Consider the following 22292-nt stretch of genomic DNA (forward strand, 5'->3'; position numbering starts at 1 on the left):
GTGACGCCGCTGCTCCCATAAATAAACCAGCACGGAGTTTTCCGTCTGGTTCCAGGTCCCTGTATACGCCGCTCTAAGCTTTTCAAACAAGAGCAATTATACGTATGCGCAGAATTAAATGTCAATCGACCTTTTCTGCTACATTTCCACTGACCTGCGCCAGTATATCCTCCAAAGCGTCATCATAGTTTTTCTTTTCCTCTATTCGTTTATATGACTCAATGGTTTTCTGTTGCATGTAGTCGTGCGCTTTCATGTGGAGGATTGTTTGCACAATTGTATGCAACGCCGGCGCATCCTGGTGCTTCTTCATTTGGCGTATGCTCATTTCCCAGATTTCATTGATATGTATGTTCTTATAGCCGAGGCTTTCAAATTCCTTCACTTTGCTTTCAAGGGCAGGATAAACAACTGGTTTCCATTCTTCCCATTCTTTTTCCATAGAGCACCTCCTGCTTTTCATTATACTGAACCATGAAGATGTGGCAAACAAACTTTTCTCACAGGATGAAAAAATTCCCGTTTACTCACAAACGGGAATTACATTTTATACCAACTATTCATTTACTGTTTCGCGGACCGCGTTCCGGTCAAACGTTAATTTCATGCTGCCGTCTACGTCCACGATGATTTTGTTTTCATCAATAGCATCAATGGTGCCGTGTATACCGCCAATAGTAACGATATGGTCACCCTTCTGCAGATTTGCATGCATTTCCTTGATCCGTTTCTGCTGCTTTTGCTGCGGACGAATTAAAAGGAAATAGAATATGAGAAACATCAAAACCAATACAATAATTGTACTCACTGTTTCACCCCTTGTCCCATTAGCTTCCCCGATCTAGAAATTTTTAGCATCCGGACGGTTAAAGCCGTATTGTTCAAAAAAAGTTTCTCTGAAGTCGAGCAGACGATCTTGCTGGATAGCCTCGCGTACTTGCTGCATTAAGGACAGTAAGAAATACAGGTTATGGTACGAAGTAAGCCGGACGCCAAACGTTTCTTCACTTTTGATCAGATGACGGATGTAGGCCCTCGAGTAGTTGCGGCACGTATAGCAGCTGCATGCCTCATCTATTGGGCGGAAATCCCTGGCATTTGAAGCGTTCCTTACAACCAATCTGCCTTTGCTTGTCATACACGTTCCGTTTCGACCGATTCTGGTTGGAAGAACGCAATCAAACATATCTATCCCGCGGATAGATCCGTCAATTAACGCATCTGCCGACCCGACTCCCATCAAATAGCGTGGTTTGTTTTGAGGGAGAAGCGGAGCCGTATATTCCAACACTCGGTTCATCGTTTCTTTCGGCTCTCCAACAGATAATCCGCCTATAGCGTAACCCGGAAAGTCCATTGAAATCAACTCTTTTGCGGATTTTTCACGCAAATGCTGGTAATCTCCGCCCTGTACGATGCCAAACAGCGCCTGATCTTTTGGACGCGTGTGCGCTTCAAGGCACCGTTCGGCCCATCTGGTTGTACGTTCAACAGATGCTTTCATGTATTCTTCCTCGGCCGGGTAAGGCGGACATTCGTCAAAAGCCATCATCACGTCGGCTCCAAGAGAGTTTTGAATCTGCATCGCTTTTTCGGGGGAAAGAAATAATTTCGCGCCGGAGATATGGTTTCGGAAATGGACCCCTTCTTCTTTAATATCCCGCAGCTTGCTCAGGCTGAAGACCTGAAACCCTCCGGAATCGGTGAGAATTGGTTTGTTCCAGTTCATGAATTTATGCAGGCCCCCGGCTTCCTCCACAATATCTTCGCCGGGCCGTATCCATAAATGATACGTGTTACTCAAAATCATTCCTGCACCCATCGATTCCAGTTCTTCCGGGCTCAATGTTTTTACAGTGGCCAGCGTCCCAACCGGCATAAAAGCAGGAGTGTCAAATGACCCGTGCGGTGTGTGTACTTTACCGAGCCGCGCTCCTGACTGCCGGCATGTCTTAATGTGTTCATATGTTACTGCGGTCATTCGTTATTTCCTCCCGAGTGTATAAGCATTGCATCCCCAAAACTAAAAAAACGGTACCTCTCGCGTATGGCTTCTTCGTAGGCCCGGAAAAGAAATTCCTTTCCGGCCAGAGCGCTCACAAGCATTACTAGTGTAGACTTTGGCAGATGGAAATTTGTCAAAAGAGCGTCGATTCCCCGGAACGTGTAGCCTGGATAAATGAAAATATCCGTCCAGCCCCTTGCTTCCATAAATTCATTTTCCTGTTTGCCTGCCACGGTTTCGAGCGTACGCGCTGACGTCGTCCCCACTGCAATTATACGTTTGCCCGCCGATTTCGTTTCATTTAAAATTTCGGCAGTTTCCTGCGGAAGATGATAAAATTCCGCGTGCATATCATGCTCCTCTACCGTTTCAGCAGATACCGGGCGAAACGTTCCGAGGCCGACATGCAGCGTCAAATGCGCCGTTTGCACCCCTTTTGCTTTTAAGCGTTCAAGCAGCTCGGTCGTAAAGTGAAGCCCTGCCGTAGGAGCCGCAGCGGAGCCGTAATGCTCGGCATATACAGTCTGGTACCGGTCCTGGTCTTCGATTTTTTCTTTAATATAAGGAGGCAGCGGCATTTCACCGAGCTCCTGAAGAATTTCAAGAAAAATACCGTCATACGTGAACACCATCTCGCGGCCCCCATGCTCGAGCACCTTCGTGCATTCTGCGGTCAAACGGCCATCCCCGAAGGTGACTACGGTTCCCGGCTTAACTCTTTTCGCCGGTTTTACAAGCGTCTCCCAAGTGTCACCTTCCTGCTGCAGAAGCAGCACTTCAATTCCGGCACCGGTTTCCTTTTTTTCTCCTATCAGCCTTGCCGGCCACACTTTCGTGTTGTTGAGCACTAAACAGTCGCCGGCTTCAAGATGATCTTCAATTTGATGAAAACGTTCATGGGCAATCGTCCGCGCACCCGTATTCATTACAAGCAGCCGGGACTGATCCCGTTCCTTCAGCGGCTGCTGCGCAATCAGTTCCTCCGGCAGTTCAAAATCAAATTCATTTATATTCATGGCTAACCCTTCCTATTCGTTCAATCACATAAAACCAAAAGCTATTATATAAGAATTTACTGATTTATGCACGAAAGAAATCCAGCACCTCAAAGTGCTGGCTTCTTAAACATGGCTCATTCATTTTCGCCCTGATATGGATAACCGAAATGCTCGTAAGCAAGCGGAGCTGCTTTTCTTCCACGCGGTGTCCGCTGCAAAAACCCGATCTGCATCAAGTACGGCTCATACACATCTTCAAGCGTATGGGCCTCCTCTCCGATTTTTGCTGCTATTGCTTCCACTCCGGCCGGTCCCCCTCTGAAGGTTTCAATTAAACCGAGCAGGTATTTATGATCAATATGGTCAAGGCCGAGTTTATCCACCTGCAGGCGTTCAAGCGCATGATTTGCCAGCTCCATCGTAATGCTTCCATCCCCCTGCACCTGGGCAAAATCCCGCACCCGGCGCAGCAGCCGGTTCACCACCCGGGGAGTCCCCCGTGATCTTCTGGCAAGCTCATACGCTGCGCCTTTATCAATATCAAGCTGGAATAAATCTCCCGAGCGCCGGACAATTTCAGCCAGATCCTCTTCCACGTAGTATTCCAGGCGCGCATGCACCCCGAACCGGTCCCTGAGCGGCGCGGACAGCAGGCCAGCTCTTGTAGTGGCGCCGATCAGCGTGAAGGGAGGAAGGTCAAGCCGCACGGAACGTGCCGTGCTGTCCTTGCCGATTACAATATCAATACAAAAATCCTCCATCGCCGGATAGAGCACTTCCTCCACCGCCCGGGGGAGGCGGTGGATCTCATCAATAAAAAGAACGTCGCCAGGCTCAAGAGCCGTCATGACCGCTGCCAGGTCCCCTGGGCGTTCAATGGCGGGGCCGCTGGTTGTCCGTATATTCACATCCATTTCGTTTGCAATAATCATAGCAAGCGTTGTTTTCCCCAGTCCTGGCGGGCCGTAAAGCAGCGTATGATCAAGCGGTTCTTCCCGGAGCTTTGCGGCTTCAATAAACACCTCCAGGTTTTCTTTTACCTTCCGCTGGCCGATATACTCACGCAACCTATCCGGCCGGATGCTTTGTTCCACTAAATCTTCTCCCGATTCTGCTTCCTGAGAAACAATTCTATCTTCCAAGAATTTTTCCTCCTCCGTTTTCTGCTAAGTAAGCATCCATTGCAGTGCTTTTCTCACATATTCATCTGCACTCAGCTCTTCTTTTTCCAAGTGAGGGCGTACTTTTTTGATTTCTTTTTCTCCATAGCCAAGAGCCGCCAGGGCTTCAAGTGCTTCTTCAAGGTCTCCGCCAGGCTGCTGCTCATCAAGCAGAGAGACCGGCGCCCCCGCTATGGTTACTGCATCATACACGCCGGTAAGTTTTCCTTTCAGGTCAATAATCATCTGTTTTGCTGTTTTTTTCCCGACACCGGGAAACTTGGTCAAAAACGTTTCATCTTCGTTTTCGATGGCTCCTACAACCTGCCCCGGGTCTCCGGATGCAAGGATCGCCTGAGCGCCCTTTGGCCCTATCCCTGATACCTGCAGGAGCTGTTCAAACAGCTCGCGCTCTTTTCGCGACCGAAAGCCGTACAGGCGGTTCACGTCTTCTTTTACATACTGATATGTATATACTACTGTCTCTTCCTCTGGCTGCTGGCCGTTAAATACGAAAGGATTGGAGCAATAGATTAAATAGCCGATCCCATTATTTTCAATCGTAATGGTGTCTCCTTTTATATGATCTACACGTCCCTTTACGAATTCGATCACTACGGTCCTCTCCTTGCCTTATTGAAATGCGAACATGTTTTCCTATATCATAGCAAAAATATTGCTGATTGAAAAATAACTATTGGAGCAGTTCCTCATATGCTTGGACAACAAAAACCTTTCACCACCAGGGTGAAAGGTCACGGGGAAACTTCCAGGCGTTCCATCTGCTCTTCTTCTGCTTCAAAATTGTGATATACACTCTGCACATCATCATTATCTTCAAGCGTATCAATCAGCCTAAGCATCTTTCTGGCATGCTCGTCTTCTAAATGGGCTTTGGTCTCCGGGATCATAGTAACTTCAGCCGTGGAAAAATGATACGTGCGCTCCATTGCGCCTTTCACGGCTTCAAAATCGCCAGGCGCGGTGTAAATGTAAAAGTCGTGATTATCGTAATCCACATCATTCGCTCCAGCGTCCACCGCTTCAAGCATGAACGTGTCTTCATCAGTTTCTATATCCTCACGGTCTACCACAAGAAAGCCCTCTTTATTGAAAAGAAAAGACACGCAGCCGTTTTCACCAAGATTGCCTCCGTTTTTATTAAAGGCAGCACGAATATCGGCCACAGTCCGGTTTTTATTATCTGTTAACGCTTTTACCATTACAGCTGCCCCGCCGGGCCCATATCCTTCGTATGTCATTTCTTCGTATTGAACACTTTGATCCTGGCCATTTGCTTTTTTAATCGTCCGCGTTATATTTTCATTCGGAATGTTTGCTGCCCGGGCTTTTGTAATCGCCATACGCAAACGAAGATTCTGGTCCGGGTCATCCCCTGCTTCCCGGACAGCGGCGAAAATTTCCTTCGACATTTTCGTGAAAATTTTTGCTCGTTTGGAATCCTGGGCTTCTTTACGCCGTTTAATGTTGTTCCATTTTGAATGTCCTGCCACTGGCGGTTCTCCTTTCCTGTCTTTACCGACCGGCACAAAACGAACCGGCGGCAACTTTTAATTTACAATAAAAACATATTACCGCTATGATATATATTAGCAACCAACAAAGCGAGGTATTACCATGCCTAATCATTCATCGAAAAAAATGCTTGGAGCGGACCGGCGCAAACAGCTGCTCGAATGGCTTGAAACGTCTACCCGGCCGTTGACCGGGAACTCTCTTGCCTCAAAGGCCAGCGTCAGCAGACAGGTGATCGTTCAGGACATGTCATTACTAAAAGCACAGGGCCAGCCGATTCTCGCTACTTCTCAGGGCTACATTATCATGAAAAACAATGAAGCAGGCCAAACGGTACGGGAGCGTATCGCCGTCTCCCACCCTTCCGATCCGGATAGTACACTGCAGGAGCTGTACTTAATCGTTGATCACGGGGGGAAGGTTCTCGACGTATCCGTTGAGCACCCCGTTTACGGGGACATTACTGCATCCTTAATGATTGAAAGCCGGATCGGCGCGGACCGTTTTATTGAAAATATGAGAAGGACAAATGCTTCCATGCTCTCAGAACTGACCGCCGGGGTACACCTTCATACAATTGAAATTTCTTCACACGCCCAGTTCAACGTTCTGCTTGATGCTTTGCAAAAACACGGCTACCTGATCGATGAAGACGATTAGCCTGTTGTCCTGCTATTTACTTTCGCTTCTGTCGAAGAGAGTTCAAAGCACGGATAGTGCCCGAGAACCCGTACGCCGAATCCGAGGGCTTCAAGTTCAGCAATGACTCCGGGGATCAGTACATCATCTTCGGGCTGTTCCACATCCATCACAAAAAAGTAATTTCCAATCCCGGTCTTCATTGGCCGGGATTCAATTTTTGTCAGATTTAATTTCCGCCATGAAAAAGCTGCCAGCACCTGATGCAATGCGCCAGGGTAGTCAGATGGCAGCGTGATAACCATCGTCGTCCGCTCTGTTATTTTCTTTTCATCCGAAAGATTTTCTGTTCGCTCATCGCTGCCTGCAAGCACCACAAAGCGTGTATGATTATTCGTATAGTCATGAATGTTTTCCTTTACAACCTCCAGGCCATATTGCTCGGCAGCAAGCCTGGTCGCAATTACCACGCCTCCGGCCGTACCTTCACTCAGCTTCTTTGCAGCAGCACTTGTGGAATTCGTAAACTGGGCTTTTGTTTCCGGCATCCACCGGGTTAAAAATTCATGGCATTGGGCGATAGCATGCGGGTGTGAATGTACAAATTCCGCCTGCTCCCAGTGTTCTTTATTTTCTGGAAGAGCCAGCAGGTGCTGTTCAATCGGCACAGTTACTTCTCCAATAATCGGCAGCTCATGTTTATGAATTAAATAGTCAAGAGTCACATTCACCGATCCTTCGATTGCGTTTTCAAGCGGTACGACAGCAAGATCTATCTCCTGCTGCTCTGCCCGCTTCATCCCTTCTGCAATTGTATCAAAGGGCTCAAGCAGCTGCTCATCAAAAAGCACCCGGGCCGCCATTTCTGTAAAAGTTCCTCTCGGACCAAGATATCCCACTCGCTTCACTCTCTCCACTCCTTTACCTTTCTACTCCTTACAGCGATCCGGATCCCACTATTTCAGCTTTTTCCACAAATTCCATCCCTTGAATTTTACGTACAAAGTCACGGATTTCCAGACTGAGCGCTGAAGTGTCGACAGTCAATGTAATGTTTGCCCTTCCCTGCAGCGGGATCGTCTGATTAATGGTCAGTACGTTCGAATTCGCTTCTGCCACAATACGAAGCAGTTCCGAAAGGGAACCGGAACGATCGGCAAGCTGAATCGATAATGTAATAATCTGCTCCTGTATCATCGTATGGAACGGGAAAATAGCATCCCGGTATTTGTAAAACGCGCTGCGGCTCAGATCCACATGCTGTACCGCTTCCGCTACCTTGTGCACTTTCCCGCTTTCGAGCAGTGCTTTTGCTTCCAACGTTTTTTGCATTGCATCTGTCAACAGATCTTCCCGTACAAGGTAGAAATGATCAATTCTGTCTGCCACTGCTTTCACCACACTCTTTTATACTCTGATTTATACTGGCTGGTTATCCATCAACAAATTCAAACTCAAAATCTAATAATCTTACTGTATCTCCGTGCTTAGCACCGCGTTCGCGCAGCGCTTCGTCGACGCCCATGTTGCGCATTTTTCTCGAAAAGCGCTGCATCGAATCTTCGTGGGAGAGGTCCGCCATCCTATAGTGCTTTTCGATGTCCGGCCCGTACAATACATAAGCACCGTCGTCGGCACGGCCGATATAAAACGGAGCTTCTTTTTCATCGAGCGTGTACACCACTTTTTCTTCCTGATCCTCTTCGTCGTATAAATGAAACGCAGGAGTCGTTTCCACCAGGTCCGCGACTCTTTGCAGAAGCGGTTGAATACCCTGCTTTCTAAGCGTGGATACTGGAAAAACTTCAATGCCTTCCGGGAGCTTCTTTTTAAACTCTTCAAGCTGTTGGTCTGTACCTGGCATATCCATTTTATTAGCCATTACTACCATTGGGCGTTCAAGCAGCCGAAGGTTGTGCTCCCGCAGCTCCGCATTAATTTGCTGAAAATCCTCAAACGGGTCCCGGCCTTCAAGCTCGCCAGCCATATCCACAATATGCACAAGCACCCGCGTCCGTTCAATATGCCGCAAAAATTGGGCTCCAAGCCCAACGCCTTCATGAGCTCCGGCAATAAGTCCCGGAAGATCTGCCATTACGAAGCTTTTTCCTTCCCCGGCGTCCACCACTCCAAGGTTCGGCTTTAGCGTGGTAAAGGGGTAGTCAGCAATCTTTGGCCGAGCCGCTGAGACAATGGACAAAAGCGTGGATTTTCCAACACTTGGGAAACCGACAAGACCAACATCTGCCAGTACCTTCAGCTCCAGCTGAATGTCTTTTTCCTCCGCGGGCTCGCCCTTTTCACTGATCTCCGGAGCAGGGTTGGAAGGCGAAGCAAATCGGGTGTTTCCACGACCGCCACGGCCGCCTTTTGCCACTACTACCCGCTGTTTATGCTCTGTTAAATCCGCGATCATGACCTCGGAGTTGCGGTCGCGGATGATGGTGCCCGGCGGTACGCGGACGATTAAGTCTTCTCCGCCTCTACCGTGCTGGTTCTTGGATCGGCCGTTATCTCCGCGCTTTGCTTTAAAGTGGCGCTGATACCGAAAGTCCATCAATGTTCTGAGTCCTTCGTCCACCTCAAAAACTACATCCGCGCCTCTGCCTCCGTCGCCTCCGGCGGGCCCGCCGTCCGGAACATACTTTTCCCGACGAAAGGCGACCATGCCATCTCCGCCATCGCCGCCTTTTACATATAAATTTACGTGATCTACAAACAACTCATTCACCTCATTAGTATTCTTTCTGACCGCCTGCTTGATCGACAATGACGCAATATAGGTGTTCTTTACTTACTTCTATATACTCAATCATATCTATCATTACGGACTCTTTTCGTATCCATTGCTCAAGCCTCTTCGGGCTCTTTAATTCTCCTTCAAAATCCAGTTCCAGACACGGAAACCCCCCGTCATTCTGGTTGATGGAAATTTCGAGGTGGTTATCTCGCGTGCGCTCGGCCTGCTCATCAATGCATGAGGCCAAACCTTGAAAAAAACGAGTCCAAATTTGATCATCCGGCCGGGCACTGAATGCATCCTCCACTTCAAAATCGATGGAAAACCAGTGCTCTTCCCAGTGAAACGTGATCAGCTCCAAAGCAAACGCCGGAGCCTGTACATTTGACAGCTTGGCTTCATGGGAGGCTTTAAACGTCGTCTTTTCGATCACTCTTTGAAGCTCCTCTATTTTGCCAAGCGCAGCATGTGTTTTCAGCAGCTGAAGGACATTCATCCAGTCGTGACGGGAATGCTTCAATATCTCCAATTTTTCTTCAGGGTTCATCTGAGCTCCCCGCCTTTCCACGTTGCCCCTGTATCGTTTTGTCCCTCTGCTTCGAACGCAAAACTACTCACATATGGTACACTTTATTGTATCACATGTCACGGGGTAAACGTATCCGGGCATGTACACTTCTTCACTCCCTATATATTAGAAACCATACACAGAGAGGGTGCTGACATATGAATCGACCGCTCATTTACGGAAATACACCGACCTTCCTTCATGCTTCTTCGGTAGCAAAGGATTTGGCGCAGGCAGCAAACTATCACGCTACTATTTACGGAGTGCCGTGGGAGGGAGCAGTTACCTGGGGAGCGTATACAGGATGCGAGCTTGGCCCGAAGGTAATCCGCCAGTGCTCCGAACGTTACAGCGGCTACCTGCCGGAGCTTGACGATATTGACGTACTAAGTTACTACAGTCTCGCAGATGCCGGTGACGTTTCCACTATTCCAGCTGACGTACCTGCCACTATGGAAACGATTCAATCATTCGCTTCGTCTTTATGGGCTTCCGGCACTTTTCCGGTTGGCCTTGGAGGTGATCACGGCATCACTTACCCGGTGGTACGGGCTCTTGGTGAAACTACTGGTAAGAAAATTGGTATCATCCATATCGACGCCCATTTTGATAATAACGATGAATCGATGGGAGACGAATTTGGGCGCGGCTCCCCGTTCGCCCGTATGTATGAATATGAGCAGGTGAGAAATGAAAGTCTTGTGCATCTCGGCATTCACGGCCCACGTAATAAAGCCGTTAACGGCAGATCCGCCAAAGAGGCAGGAGCCGTTACGATTACCATTGATAAAATCCGGAGCGCTCCTGATTTAAAAGCATTTGCTAAGGAAGTTTATGATATCGCCGCTGATGGGACTGATGAAGTGTATTTAAGTATCTGCAGCGATATTTTAGATTATGCCTATAACCCGGGAGGCCCGGCAGATGCTAACGGGCTCCATCCCGAACAGCTGCTCACTCTCATTCACGAATTCGGTAGTTACGGTGTTTGTGGCATGGATTTCGTTGAAGTCTATCCGCAGCAGGATCAAAATGATTTCTCCTCCCATTTTGTCACGTTGGCTATACTTTATGTGCTTGCCGGCAGATTAAAAAAGGAAGGAAAAGCTTAGAGGATATAAAAGGCACCCTTTCGCTGACGAAAGGGTGCCTTTTTAAATTATGAAGAAACTTTTTGTTCTACTAACGAATCAATCGCATCGCCAAGCGCCTCTAAAAATTCACGCTGGCTGTTTGGCATTTCCGGCCGGTAGTACGCCGCTCCCACACTATCACAAGCGTCTTTACACTCAACATCGTTATCAAACAGCACTTCGAGATGATCGGCCACAAACCCAACCGGGCAGTAGACAAACGACTCGTAGCCGTATTGATGATGCAGATCCTTCGTCAAGTCCTGCACATCCGGTCCGAGCCACGGATCCGGGGTGTTCCCCTCACTTTGCCAGCCAATATCATAGTGCTTGACATTCGCCCGCTCCGCGATCCATTGAGCTGTTTCTTTCAGCTGCTCCGGATACGGGTCGCCTTTCGCAATAATTTTCTCTGGAAGACTGTGGGCAGAAAAAATTACACATGTTTTTTCTTCATCGAGTCCGTCAAGCAGTGTACGTACCCGCTCCGCCCAGTAATGCAGAAACTTCGGCTGGTCATACCAGCTTTCTACGCTGTGAATCGCCGGACCATTGATACGGGAAGATTCTTCCTGGGCTCGCCCGTTATAGGACTTCACGCTGAAGGTTGAAAAATGCGGCGCCAATACAATGCTGTATGCCTCTTCGATACCATCCTTTTTCATCTCAGCGACAGCATCTTCGATAAATGGATCGATATGCTTTAACCCGATATATACATGAAATTCACGATCAGGATGGCGTTCATTCATCACTTCGCCCAAACCGTAAGCCTGGTCCTCCGTGATTTTTGCAAGCGGCGAAACACCTCCGATTGCTTTATATCGGGAAACAAGGTCCTCCAATGCTTCTTCGGAAGGCTTATTTCCGCGACGGATATGGGTATAATAGCTTTCCACTTCGTCAAGGCTTCTCGGAGTTCCGTAAGCCATAACCAAAAGGCCGGTTTTCTTTTTCATCGTCTTCCCTCCAATTGTTCTTTCGAATATTCATGAACGAAAGCTGTTAAACGTTTCAACGTTTCCGGCTTCACATCCGGAAATACACCGTGCCCCAAATTAAAAATAAATCCGGGATGCTGAATGCCCTCATCAATAATGGCAGCCGCTCTTTTCTCTATTTCCGGCCACGGGGCAAGCAGCAGGCTCGGATCTAGATTGCCCTGAAGTGTCTTTGTAACCCCCCGGTTCCTCGCTTCAAGAATGGAGGTCCGCCAGTCCAGTCCAATAATGGAAAGGGGCAGGTCGTTCCAATCTTCAAGCAGATGGCCGGCTCCGACGCCAAACATAGAAACCGGCACATTCTTTTCTTCCAGAGCCGCAAATATCCTGCTCATGACAGGCTTCACATACTGGCGGTAATCCGGAGCATTCAGCGCCCCGACCCAGGAGTCGAAAATTTGAATCGCCTGGGCACCGGCCTGTATTTGGGCACCAGCGTACCGGATAACCATATCGCCGAGCGTACCCATTAAAGCAAACCAGGCATCCGGCTGGGAGTACATAAAGCTTTTCGTCCGGTGGTAATTTTTCGACGGGCCGCCTTCAATCATGTAACTCGCTAGGGTAAAAGGAGCCCCGCTGAAGCTGATCAACGGCACATTCAGCTGCTCGCGCAACAAACGGATAGTCTCAAGTACATAGTCAATATCCTTTTCAGGCTCAAGCGCACCAAGCTTCTGTACATCGGCCAGTGTTTCGATCGGACGGTCAATCACCGGGCCGACTCCCGGCTTTATTTCCACATCTACGCCGATAGACGGCAGCGGGGTCATAATGTCTTTATATAAAATTGCCGCATCGTTTTGGTACTGTTCCACCGGCAGCCGGGTTACGTACGCACACAGCTCAGGGTCATGGGTAATCTCCACCAGCGAATACTGCTCTTTCAATTTACGGTATTCCGGCTGGGACCTGCCCGCCTGTCGCATGTACCATACCGGCACATGGCCAGTATAGTTTCCTCCTGCTGCTTCTAAAAAAGTATTATTGTATATAGTCTCTTTCATTTTTTGGCACTTCCTCTCTGCCTGCTCACCACTCAAGTTCGCACAATCACCTTTTCTGTTTTTACCATAACTTGATTGTTCCTGTCATGTATAGTGTATTTCACCAACATTCATAAAAAATTCATGAACAGACGAAGGCAGCCCTTCAAGGCTGCCCTGTGGCTGTCATCCTCCTATCCCAAAAATAGAACGGGCCTGGACTTCAGCCGTATTTGACTCGTTTCCTTCCTGGTTTGTAGGCTCATAGGAAGGTACGACCACATACTCCCGTAAATTAAACGGGTTTGCATTTTGAATCGTATAGCTTCCCTGTCCCCGAACCTGGTCAATTTCTTCACGTTCCCCGCCTGTTACTTCGTAAATCGTGTAATTGACGCGGTCGTCTTCAGACGCTTCCCATGTAAGCTCGACATTTAAGAAGCCGTCTCCGGCGAATGTTAAATCACCTTCGAGCGAATCGATCTCCGGAAGCTCCACAGGCTCTTCAAGATCCCGTACGCCCTCCGGCTTTTCAAACTCTACAGCACTGTCCCCAGCAGGTGTTTCATTTAAAATAGATTTGAACAACTCCACCGCATGGGTACTCCCCCCGGTTAAATAATTGTCCTCAGTCGTCTGATCGTAACCCATCCAGAGCGTGCCGGTCCACTGCGGTGTATAGCCGGCGAACCAAGCATCCCTCGCCCCGTCTTCGACTGCTTCAAACGAGGTCGTTCCTGTTTTGCCCGCTAAATCATAAGATGTATTTCCGGCTGAAGCTGTGCCGTTTTCTACTACATTTTCAAGCATACGGGTCATGTACCACGCATTCTGCGGATCCATCACTTCCTTCTCTTTGGTTTCGTTTTCTGCAATAATGTTTCCGTTTCGGTCTTTGATGTTTGTAATAAAGTATGGCTCTGTTTTTGTTCCGTTATTTGAAAAGGTGGTATATGCTTCGGTTAACTGCGCAGGGGTGACGCCATTTTCCAGACCGCCAAGCGCTGTCGCCAGTCCTTCCCCCTGAGGCTCAATGCCTGTATCCTGTAAAAAATTATTCGTGGCGCTGCGATCAAGCTTGTCGTACAGCCACACCGCTGACGTGTTGATGGACTGCTCCAGTGCTTCATTCATTGTTACTTCGCCCTGGTATTCGCCGCTGTTATTTTTAGGTGAGTAGCCGTCATAGTCTAATTGTTCATCCTTGAGCACTGAATATGGCTCATAATCGCCCGATTCGAGCGCCGGCCCGTACACGGCAAGTGGTTTAAACGCGGAACCCGGCTGCCGCTGTACCTCAGCCCGGTTCATACCCTGGCGTTCGTAATCACGCCCGCCCTGCACTGCCACCACTCCGCCGGTACTGTGATCCATCATAAAAAAGGCACTCTCTGCATCCTCTGAGCCATCCGGATAATACGCTTCCTGCTGCATAAGAGAATAGGAGGCTTTTTGCATATCCTCATTCATCGGCACCTGTATCGTGTAACCGCCTTTGTAAATTTCTTCCGGCTCAATGTTGTATTTTTCCTGGGCTTCTTTCATGAGCATATCCACATACGTATAGTATTCCGGATGCGTCTGCTGCTCCTGGAGCCCGGAAGGAAGGGACGCAGAAGTTGCTGCTGCTTTTTCTTCTTCTGATATGTACCCTTCGCGTTCCATTATAGCAATAACGGTATCTCTGCGTTCTTTGGCCTCCTCGGGCTCATCCACCGGTGAATAGTTGCTCGGCCCCTTTACCATAGCCGCAAGCATGGCGCCTTCTTCGACATTTAATTCGGAAGCGTCCTTACCAAAATACTGCTGCGATGCAGACTGGATTCCATACGCCCCGTGCCCGAAGTAAATTTGGTTTAAATAGTAGCCCATTACTTCATCTTTGGAAAACTTCTTCTCAAGACCCATAGCAATCAGCACTTCCTTCGTTTTACGTAAAAACGTTTGGTCGCTCGAAAGAAAGGCGTTTTTCGCCAGCTGCTGGGTAATTGTACTTCCGCCCTCTACGATGCCGCCAGCTAAAATATCCCGGTACAGCGCGCGCGCGATCGCCCTCGGGTCAATACCCTGATGATCATAAAATCTAATGTCTTCAATGGATATAAATGCTTCTTTTACATGGTCCGGTATTTGTTCTTCTTCTATAACTTCCCTGTCCTCTGAATAAAGCTCAGCCAGCTTTTCGCCATTGTCATCGACAATGGTTGTTGTTTCATTCATGGTCAGCTGCTTTTCACTGATCGCAGCAGCGCCGATTACGACAGAGGATAAGTATATACCAAACACCAGAAGAAAAACGGCCGCTGCTATCAACAGCCGTTTTCCCCATTTTCGTTTATTCATGAACTCTGCCACCCTCGCTTTTTACACAAATGTTCCACCCTGCTTTAGTCGGCAGGCATTACGTTAAGTTACATTGAAACAGAAGGCTGTTTTGCGTACTTAACCTGGATGCTTCCGATGACAAGCTCTGCATGGATATTGAGCGTTATCCCGGCCTGTTTTTTCGCCCTGTGCTCAACTTTCATAGCTGACTTGATGCCTTCTTCCTTATAACCAAGCACTTTTGTTTCGCCCACAAGCGTTTTGGCGTCAATGTTCACATCCCAGTTTTCAGGAACAAAAAGCTTAATACTTCCGATCATCCCGCTGATCTTTACAGGAACCGTTTCTTCTTCTGTTTTGGCTTTCGAAAAATCAATGATTACTTCGCCCGCTCCGTATTGGACAGAAGCTTCACTCATCCTGAAAGGTTTTTTTATATACACGCACTGTCCTGCCAGAAAACGCCGGTGCTCCGGAAACTTCCGCTCCTCTCCGGCCCGGCGCACCTCCTCTTTAGTGGAAGACCTTTTTCTGCTTTTATTTCTTTCCGCGGAAGTGTCCAGGTCTTTATCGATATCTATTTCCCTGCGGGAGTTATTCCACCAGAAATAAAATAGGATAAGGCCCGCCAGAAAAAGGATAGTGATCACTGCAGTGAATATAAAAGGTACGTCCGCCCGATTGGACACATGCAAAAGGGCGAGGCCGACAAACATAGCACCAAGCCAGTAGTTCCGCTGGGAAACAAAAAAGCAAGCAAGGCTTAATGCAATGATTGGCCAGATGAATAGACTCGCGTCAAAACCGAGCTGGGAAGACACGATACTTACACCGGCAATGATAATACCCAGTCCTACAAAACCGATTCTTTGGCTCATGCTTTCTTTCCGCCCTTCTTTGATTGATTTTATAAATATACGCAGCAGACTGCCTGGCCGTTCCAAATTTGCTTATTTTATTTTCCTGATGGGATCATGTATGATTAGAAAATACTATACAGCTTACTTGTCTATTATACGCTACTCCTGTACCGAGACATAATTATTTTCCCTATGCTTATTACGTTTCATTAAAAGGATGTGAACTTCTGTGAGCAATTTATTTACCAGATTAGAAGAGCTTTACCCCGAAATGGTGGAGATTCGCAGGTATCTGCACCAGTACCCCGAGCTTTCTTTTGAGGAAGAGCATACGCCTGCCTACATAGCCGATTATCACCGGCAGCTGGGACATGACGTCCGTACTGATGTAGGCGGGCGCGGTGTCACCGCCGTTCTCCGCGGTGAAAATCCTGGTCCCGTCATTGCTCTCCGGGCTGATTTTGACGCTCTGCCCATTCAGGAAAACACGGGCCTTCCTTTCGCTTCGAAAGTTGACGGGATTATGCATGCCTGCGGCCATGACGGCCACACTGCCTATCTGCTTGTGCTGGCCAAAGCCCTTCAAGAAGAAAAACACAACCTGAGCGGTACCATCGTTTTCATTCACCAGCACGCGGAAGAATACGCTCCCGGCGGTGCGATTGAAATGATCCGGGACAGCTGCCTGGAAGGAGTGGACGTCATTTTTGGCACTCATCTATGGGCGACGGTTCCCTATGGCACTGTGCAGTACTGCGAAGGGCCGATGATGGCCGCTTCAGACCGCTTTCATATTACGATTCGCGGCAAGGGCGGACACGGGGCCCAGCCGCACCTCACCAAAGATGCTATCGTGCTCGGCTCCCAGGTGGTCACCAGTCTGCAGCAGATTGTCAGTCGCCGTCTCGATCCACTTCATTCAGGAGTCCTTTCCGTCGGCTCCTTCGAAGCTGTCAACGCCTTTAACGTGATTGCCGACAGCGCGAAGCTTACCGGCACCACCCGCTGCTTTGATGAAAACGTGCGGGATGTGTTCGAAGAAGAAATCGGAAAAATCGTCCATGGCATTTGCGAAGCTGCCGGAGCTGAAGCTGACTATGAATACCTTCGCGGCTATCCGCCGGTCGACAACCACCATCAGGAAGCCCGGTTTATTGCTGAATGTGCTAAAAAAACGGAATCAGTACAGAATACAGAGTATATGAGCCCATCAATGGCCGGAGAGGATTACGCGCATTACCTCCAGCATGTGAAAGGCACTTATTTCTTCACAGGAGCCGGTCATCCGGACTGGGAAACAACGTATCCGCACCATCATTCAAAATTCGATATTGATGAACGCGCTATGCTCACCGCAGCCCAGGTCATCGGAAGAGCTGTTTTGGAATACCCCGGCGCTTCTTCATAATCGCAGGCCCCCTTTCTGTTACTAGAAAGGGGGCCTGTCGTCATTTATACCATCTCTTTTTGCTTTCTCCGGGTAACCCACCGGGGATAATATAGAAGAAGCAGCGCTACACATAAAATAAGTGCTGCTGTCCCGAGGAGCGATTGTCCAATCCATACATGAAGCAGGACAATCCCTGTTCCCTGGACCGCCAAAAGCGCTCTCGTAAACGTGATGAATGCCCCCTCTTTCCAAGCGGCCGGGACAGGATAAAGGTCCGGCCAGTCAATAGTAGCATAATGGCTTTTCAAAGCCTGCAGCTGCACAGCGGTCATATAAAGAAACAATCCGCCAATCCCAAGGCGCATCCATTCCGGAGCAAAAGCGTACATGACCAGTCCGCAGACCACAAGCAGACGGATAAACATACCTGCGTATTCTCCCGAACGAACAAAAGCCTTGCCGTACAGATACAAATACGTATTTTCCTGCTTATGGGTTAATTTGTCCACAAGCGAGGCCAGCCAACGCCGGCGTTTAATTTTCACTTCGACATGTGGGACCTCTGCAAACGACTGAACAAAACGGTAAAATTTAGCCAGTTGGTGATTCTCCGCTTCAAGAAGAACTTCCCAGCGCAGCAGCATAGAAGCAGAGCGTCTCTTTACCAGCTGCCAGTGCCCTGCCAACCCCACGAGGCCAACGCCAGCCAGATAAATGTTCCCCCACCAGGCGGCAAGCATTAAGAGAGCCGGCCACCCCCACCGGGCTGCAGTGGATATGTAACGATGAGTATGATCGTGCCATTTCCATTCTTCCCACTTTATAAATGTCGTTACAAAGGTTATTACGAGTAAAAGCAGAAGCATGAAGAAATAGCCAGCTCCCCCGGCAGCAGTACGCTCCTGAATAACCGGCCCTAAAACAACATATACAGCCAGCACCTCCACTCCCTGCAGCGCTGCTGAGTAGCGAAGAGATTTTTTAAAGAATGGGGCCATCCGCTTTTCGAGCGGAAGCAAAAACACAAGGTCCCCCGACTGTACAAATGGCCGGACCGGGCTGCGGAGCGTTAATACAGAAAATATCAGCCAAAGACCAATGACTATCCAGGAAGACTGTGGGAGCCAGTCCAAAAAAGCTGGATAAAATACCGCCCCGGCAAAAAGCAGAATATACAGGGCAAACATAAATCCGCTGTTTCCGATTAAACGCAGGTAGCGGCCGGCTTTCCCCCAAAACGATCCTGCCCGCTCATTCCACCACTGCCCAGTCATGACGTAATTTCTCCTTTAGTCACTTCGATATATAAATCATCAAGGTTCGCCCCGGGCATTCCTGCCTGCTCCTGGATTTCCTTCATGGTTCCTTTCAGGGCGACACGACCTTCGTGCAGCAGCACAAAGCGGTCACAGTAGCGCTCTGCAGTAGCCAGAATATGCGTAGACATTAGAATTCCTGCTCCATTGTCTTTCATTTCCACCATCATATCGAGCAGGGATTTTATGGCTACCGGATCGAGCCCGACAAACGGCTCATCGACGACATACAGCTTCGGCTCTACCAAGAAGGCGCACATAATCATCACCTTTTGCCGCATCCCCTTGGAAAAATGGTTGGGAAACCAATTTTTCCGCCGGGTCATCTGATAGGTCTCCATGAGCTTCTCACTGCGCTCTTCCCATGTTCCCTCCGGCACTCCGTAAGCCATAGCCGTAAGGCGCAGGTGCTCCCAAAGCGTCATTTCCTCATATAATATAGGCGATTCGGGAATGTATGCCAGCTGTTTCCGGTACGCTTCTGCATCTTCATGGATAGTTTTACTATTAATATAAATTCCGCCTTCTGCGGGTTCCATCAGCCCGAGAACATGCTTGATTGTTGTACTTTTCCCGGCTCCGTTTAACCCGATCAAGCCGACAATTTCCCCGGCGCCGACATCAAATTCCAGGTCATGGAGCACCGGCTTATGAATGTTGTATCCGCCGGTAATATGATCGATATTAAGTAATGCTGTCATACAAACGCTCCTTCAGCTAAGTAAAATACAGTCTTTTTATATTCTACACAGTTTCCCCGGGTTTTGTATATTTTTGCATGAAATTCATTTCTTCTTACGTTTCCATTTAACTCTAAACTGTTACTACGTATAATAGGATAGTAGATATATTCATGCTTAGAAAGGAGAATAACACTATGGCACATAATGACGACTGCATTTTCTGCAAGATAGCAGCCGGAGACATCCCCGCTTCTGTCGTTTACGAAGATGAAGAACTTCTGGCTTTCATGGATTTGGGACAGACGACGAAAGGACATACCCTCTTAATACCAAAGGATCACCAGGAGAATATTTATGAACTCCACCCTGAAACTGCGGCGGCTCTTTTCAAAAAAGCCCCTGAGATTGCAAATGCTATAAAGGATGCCTTTCAACCGGCAGGCATGAACCTTTTAAACAACAATAACAGCGTGGCATCGCAGTCCGTTTTCCACTATCATCTTCATTTTATTCCGCGTTATACGGAGAACGATGGGTTTTCTTTTACGTTCACGGATAATAACGACCAATATACAAGCGCTGATTTAGCCGATATGGCCAAAGGGATTGCCGATCGTTTATAGAAAAATAAATATGGATGGCTAAAAGGAGAGATCATATGTCACGTGCATATAATTTTAATGCGGGACCGGCTGCCCTGCCGGACGAAGTTTTAGAAAAAGCACAAAAAGAAATGCTTGATTTCAATAATACAGGTATGAGCGTTATGGAGCTCAGCCACCGGAGTGCTGATTATGAAGCAGTGCATAATCAGGCGCAGGAGAGGCTCCGGAGCCTGCTCGATATCCCTGAGGATTACGAGGTACTGTTTCTGCAGGGCGGAGCAAGCCTGCAGTTTTCAATGCTTCCGATGAATGTGCTCCGTGATGGAGAAACAGCAAATTACATTTTAACCGGCTCCTGGTCGGAAAAAGCGTTAAAGGAAGCAGAGATGATCGGCCAGACCAGGATCGGTGCTTCTGCCAAAGATCAGAACTACACCCACATTCCTGATATCGATACCCTGCAGCTCGACAGCCGGGACAAATACGTGCACATCACCACAAACAACACCATCTTTGGCACGCAGTGGCAGGAGCTTGATTATAACTGGCTTTCCCCAATAGTCGCCGATATGTCGAGCGATATTTTAAGCCGTCCTGTACCGGTTTCTTCGTTTGGAGCCATTTACGCTGGGGCACAAAAAAACCTTGGCCCGTCCGGCGTTACCGTCGTTATCGTCAAAAAAGACTGGGTCAGCCAGGCTCCCGGGCACACCCCGACACTTCTTCGCTACGACACTCATGCGGAAAAAAATTCGCTTTTCCACACTCCTCCGACATTTGCTGTTTACCTTCTGAATGAAGTGCTCGGATGGGTTGAAGAACGCGGAGGCGTCTTTGGCATGCAGCAGCGAAACAAAGAAAAAGCTGCTCTTCTGTATGACGCTATTGACAGCAGCGGCGGGTTTTACCGCGGCCATGCCGAAACGGACAGCCGTTCTTCCATGAATGTGACATTTAATCTTCCTACGGAAGAACTGAACAAGCAGTTTTTAACTGAAGCCAGCGAGGCCGGCTTTGTTGGGTTAAACGGCCACCGGTCTGTGGGCGGCTGCCGGGCCTCCATTTATAACGCTGTATCCAAAGAAAGCTGCCAGGCTCTACAGGACTTTATGCTTAACTTCCAAAAACAGAACCAATAGGCTTTTAATCAGCGGTGAATACCGCTGATTATTTTTATAAAATAAAAATTTATTGACGCGCCTTCTTTCCAGACTCCAGAAACTGTTTGAAATTCTTTATTTTTTTCCTGAATTCGCCTATACTACTATTAAAGAATAATATATTAAAAATGTATTTCAAGGAAGGAATGAGGCGGATGGATTTGAAATCTCTTTTTGCCGGTATGTTCACGGGGTCGATAGCTAGCAGTTTAATTATACTTTTTACCACGCCTGCTTCTGGCCCTGCCGTACGCCATTCCATAAAAAAATCGGAATGGACTCGCGCCGGCTTGAAATCTTCAACAAACAAATCAGCGATGGAAGACTGGCAATATGCTGCTACAGAAGGTTTTCAGGCCTTTGATGTACTGACCAAAGAAATGAAAAAAACCTATAAACGATACAAGCAGGAAGTTGAACCTGAAGTGGCCTCCATTCAGGAACAGGTGAAAGACATTTCTGAGTCCATTTCTCAATTGAATAAGCAGATCAAAAAAGAAACCCGGCGTTCCTAGTCACTGATGACCCAGCTTATAAGAGAGGGGGTTCTTTAATTGGACTCTTCATTTGATGCAAAGCAGTCGATACTATTCAGCCTTCGTGCTGCACAGTTGTCTAAAGCATTATGGAAATCGGTGGAAAAAGATTGGCAGGAATGGGTTAAACCATATGATTTAAACATTAACGAATTTCAAATTCTGTGGGTAGCGCACCAATTAGAGGGCGCTTCTGTTTCAGGAATTGCGAAGTTCGGCGTTATGCACGTCTCAACAGCGTTTAATTTTTCCAAAAAGCTTGAGGATCGCAGCCTATTAAAATTTTCGAAAAAGACAAATGATAAGCGTAATACGTACATTGAGCTTACAGAAGATGGGGAAAACCTGCTTCTTTCTATTCTCGAGTCCTACGAAAAAGAGACGTTTCAGGTTTCTGAAGGAGCCCTTCCCATCAAAGACCTTTATGGAAAGTTTCCCGAGTTTTCTGAACTTATGACTATCGTGCGCTACATTTACGGGGAAGAATTCATGCATCTGTTTGAAGAGTCCCTCCAGTCTTTTGAAAGTGATTTTATGGATAAAGACGGTGCATTGCTTCCGGCGGACAGATCTGCCAAATAAACCTCTTACAGGCCACCTGCTCTATTCAGGCGTACTGCGTTAGTATATAGGCTTCTTTTCTCTTCTGTA

The 22292-nt window shown here is 48.1% G+C and carries 24 protein-coding genes; 7 read left to right on the top strand and 17 right to left on the bottom strand.

The annotated features are described in order from the left end of the window. Positions 1 to 121 precede the first annotated feature (121 nt). From ACTTK6_RS04505 to ACTTK6_RS04535, 7 genes are all read right to left on the bottom strand, one after another. Complete coding sequence (locus ACTTK6_RS04505; RefSeq protein WP_158219070.1) at positions 122 to 442, bottom strand: post-transcriptional regulator; 321 nt, start codon at positions 440 to 442, stop codon at positions 122 to 124. A 114-nt stretch (positions 443 to 556) separates the two neighbouring features. Further along, on the bottom strand, positions 557 to 808 hold the full coding sequence (yajC, locus tag ACTTK6_RS04510) for a preprotein translocase subunit YajC (protein WP_261763944.1): 252 nt from the start codon (positions 806 to 808) through the stop codon (positions 557 to 559). Positions 809 to 841: 33 nt separating this feature from the next. Continuing rightward, positions 842 to 1981 (bottom strand): tRNA guanosine(34) transglycosylase Tgt, encoded by a 1140-nt coding sequence (gene tgt / locus ACTTK6_RS04515; protein WP_079476911.1) that lies wholly within the window; start codon positions 1979 to 1981, stop codon positions 842 to 844. Next, positions 1978 to 3021 (bottom strand): tRNA preQ1(34) S-adenosylmethionine ribosyltransferase-isomerase QueA, encoded by a 1044-nt coding sequence (gene queA, locus ACTTK6_RS04520; RefSeq protein WP_079476912.1) that lies wholly within the window; start codon positions 3019 to 3021, stop codon positions 1978 to 1980. The genes tgt and queA overlap by 4 nt, the downstream gene beginning before the upstream one ends. A gap of 116 nt (positions 3022 to 3137) precedes the next feature. Continuing rightward, the gene (ruvB, locus tag ACTTK6_RS04525; RefSeq protein ID WP_079476913.1) at positions 3138 to 4145 is read right to left on the bottom strand and encodes a Holliday junction branch migration DNA helicase RuvB; all 1008 of its coding nucleotides are present in this window, start codon (positions 4143 to 4145) and stop codon (positions 3138 to 3140) included. Between the two features lie 24 nt (positions 4146 to 4169). Then, positions 4170 to 4778 (bottom strand): Holliday junction branch migration protein RuvA, encoded by a 609-nt coding sequence (gene ruvA / locus ACTTK6_RS04530; RefSeq protein ID WP_079476914.1) that lies wholly within the window; start codon positions 4776 to 4778, stop codon positions 4170 to 4172. Positions 4779 to 4918: 140 nt separating this feature from the next. After that, the gene (locus ACTTK6_RS04535) at positions 4919 to 5677 is read right to left on the bottom strand and encodes a YebC/PmpR family DNA-binding transcriptional regulator (protein WP_462832799.1); all 759 of its coding nucleotides are present in this window, start codon (positions 5675 to 5677) and stop codon (positions 4919 to 4921) included. 124 nt (positions 5678 to 5801) lie between these two features. On the opposite strand from ACTTK6_RS04535, the gene ACTTK6_RS04540 reads away from it, so the two are divergent. After that, complete coding sequence (locus ACTTK6_RS04540; protein ID WP_079476916.1) at positions 5802 to 6359, top strand: transcription repressor NadR; 558 nt, start codon at positions 5802 to 5804, stop codon at positions 6357 to 6359. Here ACTTK6_RS04540 and pheA read toward each other — a convergent pair. From pheA to ACTTK6_RS04560, 4 genes are read right to left on the bottom strand one after another with little or no spacing between them, the layout of a single operon-like run. Then, positions 6356 to 7246, bottom strand: a complete 891-nt coding sequence (gene pheA, locus ACTTK6_RS04545; RefSeq protein ID WP_094908001.1) for a prephenate dehydratase — start codon at positions 7244 to 7246, stop codon at positions 6356 to 6358. The genes ACTTK6_RS04540 and pheA overlap by 4 nt on opposite strands. A gap of 28 nt (positions 7247 to 7274) precedes the next feature. Further along, positions 7275 to 7715 carry an ACT domain-containing protein gene (locus tag ACTTK6_RS04550; protein ID WP_269845155.1) on the bottom strand — a complete coding sequence of 147 codons (441 nt, stop codon included), beginning with the start codon at positions 7713 to 7715 and terminating at the stop codon, positions 7275 to 7277. Positions 7716 to 7770: 55 nt separating this feature from the next. After that, a complete protein-coding gene (gene obgE / locus ACTTK6_RS04555) occupies positions 7771 to 9060 on the bottom strand; it encodes a GTPase ObgE (RefSeq protein WP_079476919.1) in 1290 nt (429 codons plus the stop codon). A 13-nt stretch (positions 9061 to 9073) separates the two neighbouring features. After that, positions 9074 to 9625 carry a Spo0B C-terminal domain-containing protein gene (locus ACTTK6_RS04560; RefSeq protein WP_462832800.1) on the bottom strand — a complete coding sequence of 184 codons (552 nt, stop codon included), beginning with the start codon at positions 9623 to 9625 and terminating at the stop codon, positions 9074 to 9076. 179 nt (positions 9626 to 9804) lie between these two features. Between ACTTK6_RS04560 and ACTTK6_RS04565 the strand changes: the two genes are divergently transcribed. Then, a complete protein-coding gene (locus ACTTK6_RS04565) occupies positions 9805 to 10758 on the top strand; it encodes an agmatinase family protein (RefSeq protein ID WP_462832801.1) in 954 nt (317 codons plus the stop codon). 47 nt (positions 10759 to 10805) lie between these two features. Here the strand turns inward: ACTTK6_RS04565 and hemH are convergent, their stop codons facing one another. The 4 genes from hemH to liaF all read right to left on the bottom strand — a co-directional run bounded on the left by hemH (position 10806) and on the right by liaF (position 15969). Next, a complete protein-coding gene (hemH, locus tag ACTTK6_RS04570) occupies positions 10806 to 11738 on the bottom strand; it encodes a ferrochelatase (RefSeq protein WP_462832802.1) in 933 nt (310 codons plus the stop codon). Further along, positions 11735 to 12787 (bottom strand): uroporphyrinogen decarboxylase, encoded by a 1053-nt coding sequence (gene hemE, locus ACTTK6_RS04575; protein ID WP_462832803.1) that lies wholly within the window; start codon positions 12785 to 12787, stop codon positions 11735 to 11737. Before hemE ends, hemH begins: the two co-directional genes overlap by 4 nt. 165 nt (positions 12788 to 12952) lie before the next feature. After that, a complete protein-coding gene (locus ACTTK6_RS04580) occupies positions 12953 to 15109 on the bottom strand; it encodes a transglycosylase domain-containing protein (RefSeq protein ID WP_462832804.1) in 2157 nt (718 codons plus the stop codon). 68 nt (positions 15110 to 15177) lie between these two features. Then, positions 15178 to 15969, bottom strand: coding sequence for a cell wall-active antibiotics response protein LiaF (gene liaF, locus ACTTK6_RS04585; RefSeq protein ID WP_462832805.1), 792 nt, complete (start codon positions 15967 to 15969; stop codon positions 15178 to 15180). Positions 15970 to 16222: 253 nt separating this feature from the next. On the opposite strand from liaF, the gene ACTTK6_RS04590 reads away from it, so the two are divergent. Beyond that, positions 16223 to 17359, top strand: a complete 1137-nt coding sequence (locus tag ACTTK6_RS04590) for an amidohydrolase (protein WP_462832838.1) — start codon at positions 16223 to 16225, stop codon at positions 17357 to 17359. Positions 17360 to 17403: 44 nt separating this feature from the next. Here the strand turns inward: ACTTK6_RS04590 and ACTTK6_RS04595 are convergent, their stop codons facing one another. Together ACTTK6_RS04595 and ACTTK6_RS04600 are read right to left on the bottom strand one after the other, a co-directional pair. Further along, positions 17404 to 18615: an ABC transporter permease gene (locus ACTTK6_RS04595; RefSeq protein WP_094908008.1), complete on the bottom strand. Its 1212-nt coding sequence runs from the start codon at positions 18613 to 18615 to the stop codon at positions 17404 to 17406. Next, positions 18612 to 19358 (bottom strand): ABC transporter ATP-binding protein, encoded by a 747-nt coding sequence (locus tag ACTTK6_RS04600; protein ID WP_094908009.1) that lies wholly within the window; start codon positions 19356 to 19358, stop codon positions 18612 to 18614. The genes ACTTK6_RS04595 and ACTTK6_RS04600 overlap by 4 nt, the downstream gene beginning before the upstream one ends. Positions 19359 to 19534: 176 nt before the next feature. On the opposite strand from ACTTK6_RS04600, the gene ACTTK6_RS04605 reads away from it, so the two are divergent. The 4 genes from ACTTK6_RS04605 to ACTTK6_RS04620 all read left to right on the top strand — a co-directional run bounded on the left by ACTTK6_RS04605 (position 19535) and on the right by ACTTK6_RS04620 (position 22223). Beyond that, entirely contained in the window at positions 19535 to 19963 is a 429-nt protein-coding gene (locus ACTTK6_RS04605) for an HIT family protein (protein WP_079476928.1), read from the top strand. A gap of 35 nt (positions 19964 to 19998) precedes the next feature. Further along, a complete protein-coding gene (gene serC, locus ACTTK6_RS04610) occupies positions 19999 to 21084 on the top strand; it encodes a 3-phosphoserine/phosphohydroxythreonine transaminase (protein ID WP_462832806.1) in 1086 nt (361 codons plus the stop codon). 311 nt (positions 21085 to 21395) lie between these two features. Next, positions 21396 to 21620 (top strand): hypothetical protein, encoded by a 225-nt coding sequence (locus ACTTK6_RS04615; protein WP_462832808.1) that lies wholly within the window; start codon positions 21396 to 21398, stop codon positions 21618 to 21620. 39 nt (positions 21621 to 21659) lie between these two features. Continuing rightward, the gene (locus ACTTK6_RS04620; RefSeq protein WP_079476931.1) at positions 21660 to 22223 is read left to right on the top strand and encodes an HTH-type transcriptional regulator Hpr; all 564 of its coding nucleotides are present in this window, start codon (positions 21660 to 21662) and stop codon (positions 22221 to 22223) included. The last annotated feature ends 69 nt before the right edge of the window (positions 22224 to 22292 follow it).

The organism is Marinococcus salis (assembly GCF_054971365.1).

Bases quoted from the DNA above. Each gene is read 5' to 3' on its own strand.
- ACTTK6_RS04505 (WP_158219070.1), bottom strand. From the start codon at position 442: ATGGAAAAAGAATGGGAAGAATGGAAACCAGTTGTTTATCCTGCCCTT.
- tgt (WP_079476911.1), bottom strand. From the start codon at position 1,981: ATGACCGCAGTAACATATGAACACATTAAGACATGCCGGCAGTCAGGA.
- queA (WP_079476912.1), bottom strand. From the start codon at position 3,021: ATGAATATAAATGAATTTGATTTTGAACTGCCGGAGGAACTGATTGCG.
- ACTTK6_RS04540 (WP_079476916.1), top strand. From the start codon at position 5,802: ATGCCTAATCATTCATCGAAAAAAATGCTTGGAGCGGACCGGCGCAAA.
- ACTTK6_RS04560 (WP_462832800.1), bottom strand. From the start codon at position 9,625: ATGAACCCTGAAGAAAAATTGGAGATATTGAAGCATTCCCGTCACGAC.
- ACTTK6_RS04565 (WP_462832801.1), top strand. From the start codon at position 9,805: ATGAATCGACCGCTCATTTACGGAAATACACCGACCTTCCTTCATGCT.
- hemH (WP_462832802.1), bottom strand. From the start codon at position 11,738: ATGAAAAAGAAAACCGGCCTTTTGGTTATGGCTTACGGAACTCCGAGA.
- hemE (WP_462832803.1), bottom strand. From the start codon at position 12,787: ATGAAAGAGACTATATACAATAATACTTTTTTAGAAGCAGCAGGAGGA.
- ACTTK6_RS04580 (WP_462832804.1), bottom strand. From the start codon at position 15,109: ATGAATAAACGAAAATGGGGAAAACGGCTGTTGATAGCAGCGGCCGTT.
- liaF (WP_462832805.1), bottom strand. From the start codon at position 15,969: ATGAGCCAAAGAATCGGTTTTGTAGGACTGGGTATTATCATTGCCGGT.
- ACTTK6_RS04590 (WP_462832838.1), top strand. From the start codon at position 16,223: ATGGTGGAGATTCGCAGGTATCTGCACCAGTACCCCGAGCTTTCTTTT.
- ACTTK6_RS04595 (WP_094908008.1), bottom strand. From the start codon at position 18,615: ATGACTGGGCAGTGGTGGAATGAGCGGGCAGGATCGTTTTGGGGGAAA.
- ACTTK6_RS04600 (WP_094908009.1), bottom strand. From the start codon at position 19,358: ATGACAGCATTACTTAATATCGATCATATTACCGGCGGATACAACATT.
- ACTTK6_RS04605 (WP_079476928.1), top strand. From the start codon at position 19,535: ATGGCACATAATGACGACTGCATTTTCTGCAAGATAGCAGCCGGAGAC.
- serC (WP_462832806.1), top strand. From the start codon at position 19,999: ATGTCACGTGCATATAATTTTAATGCGGGACCGGCTGCCCTGCCGGAC.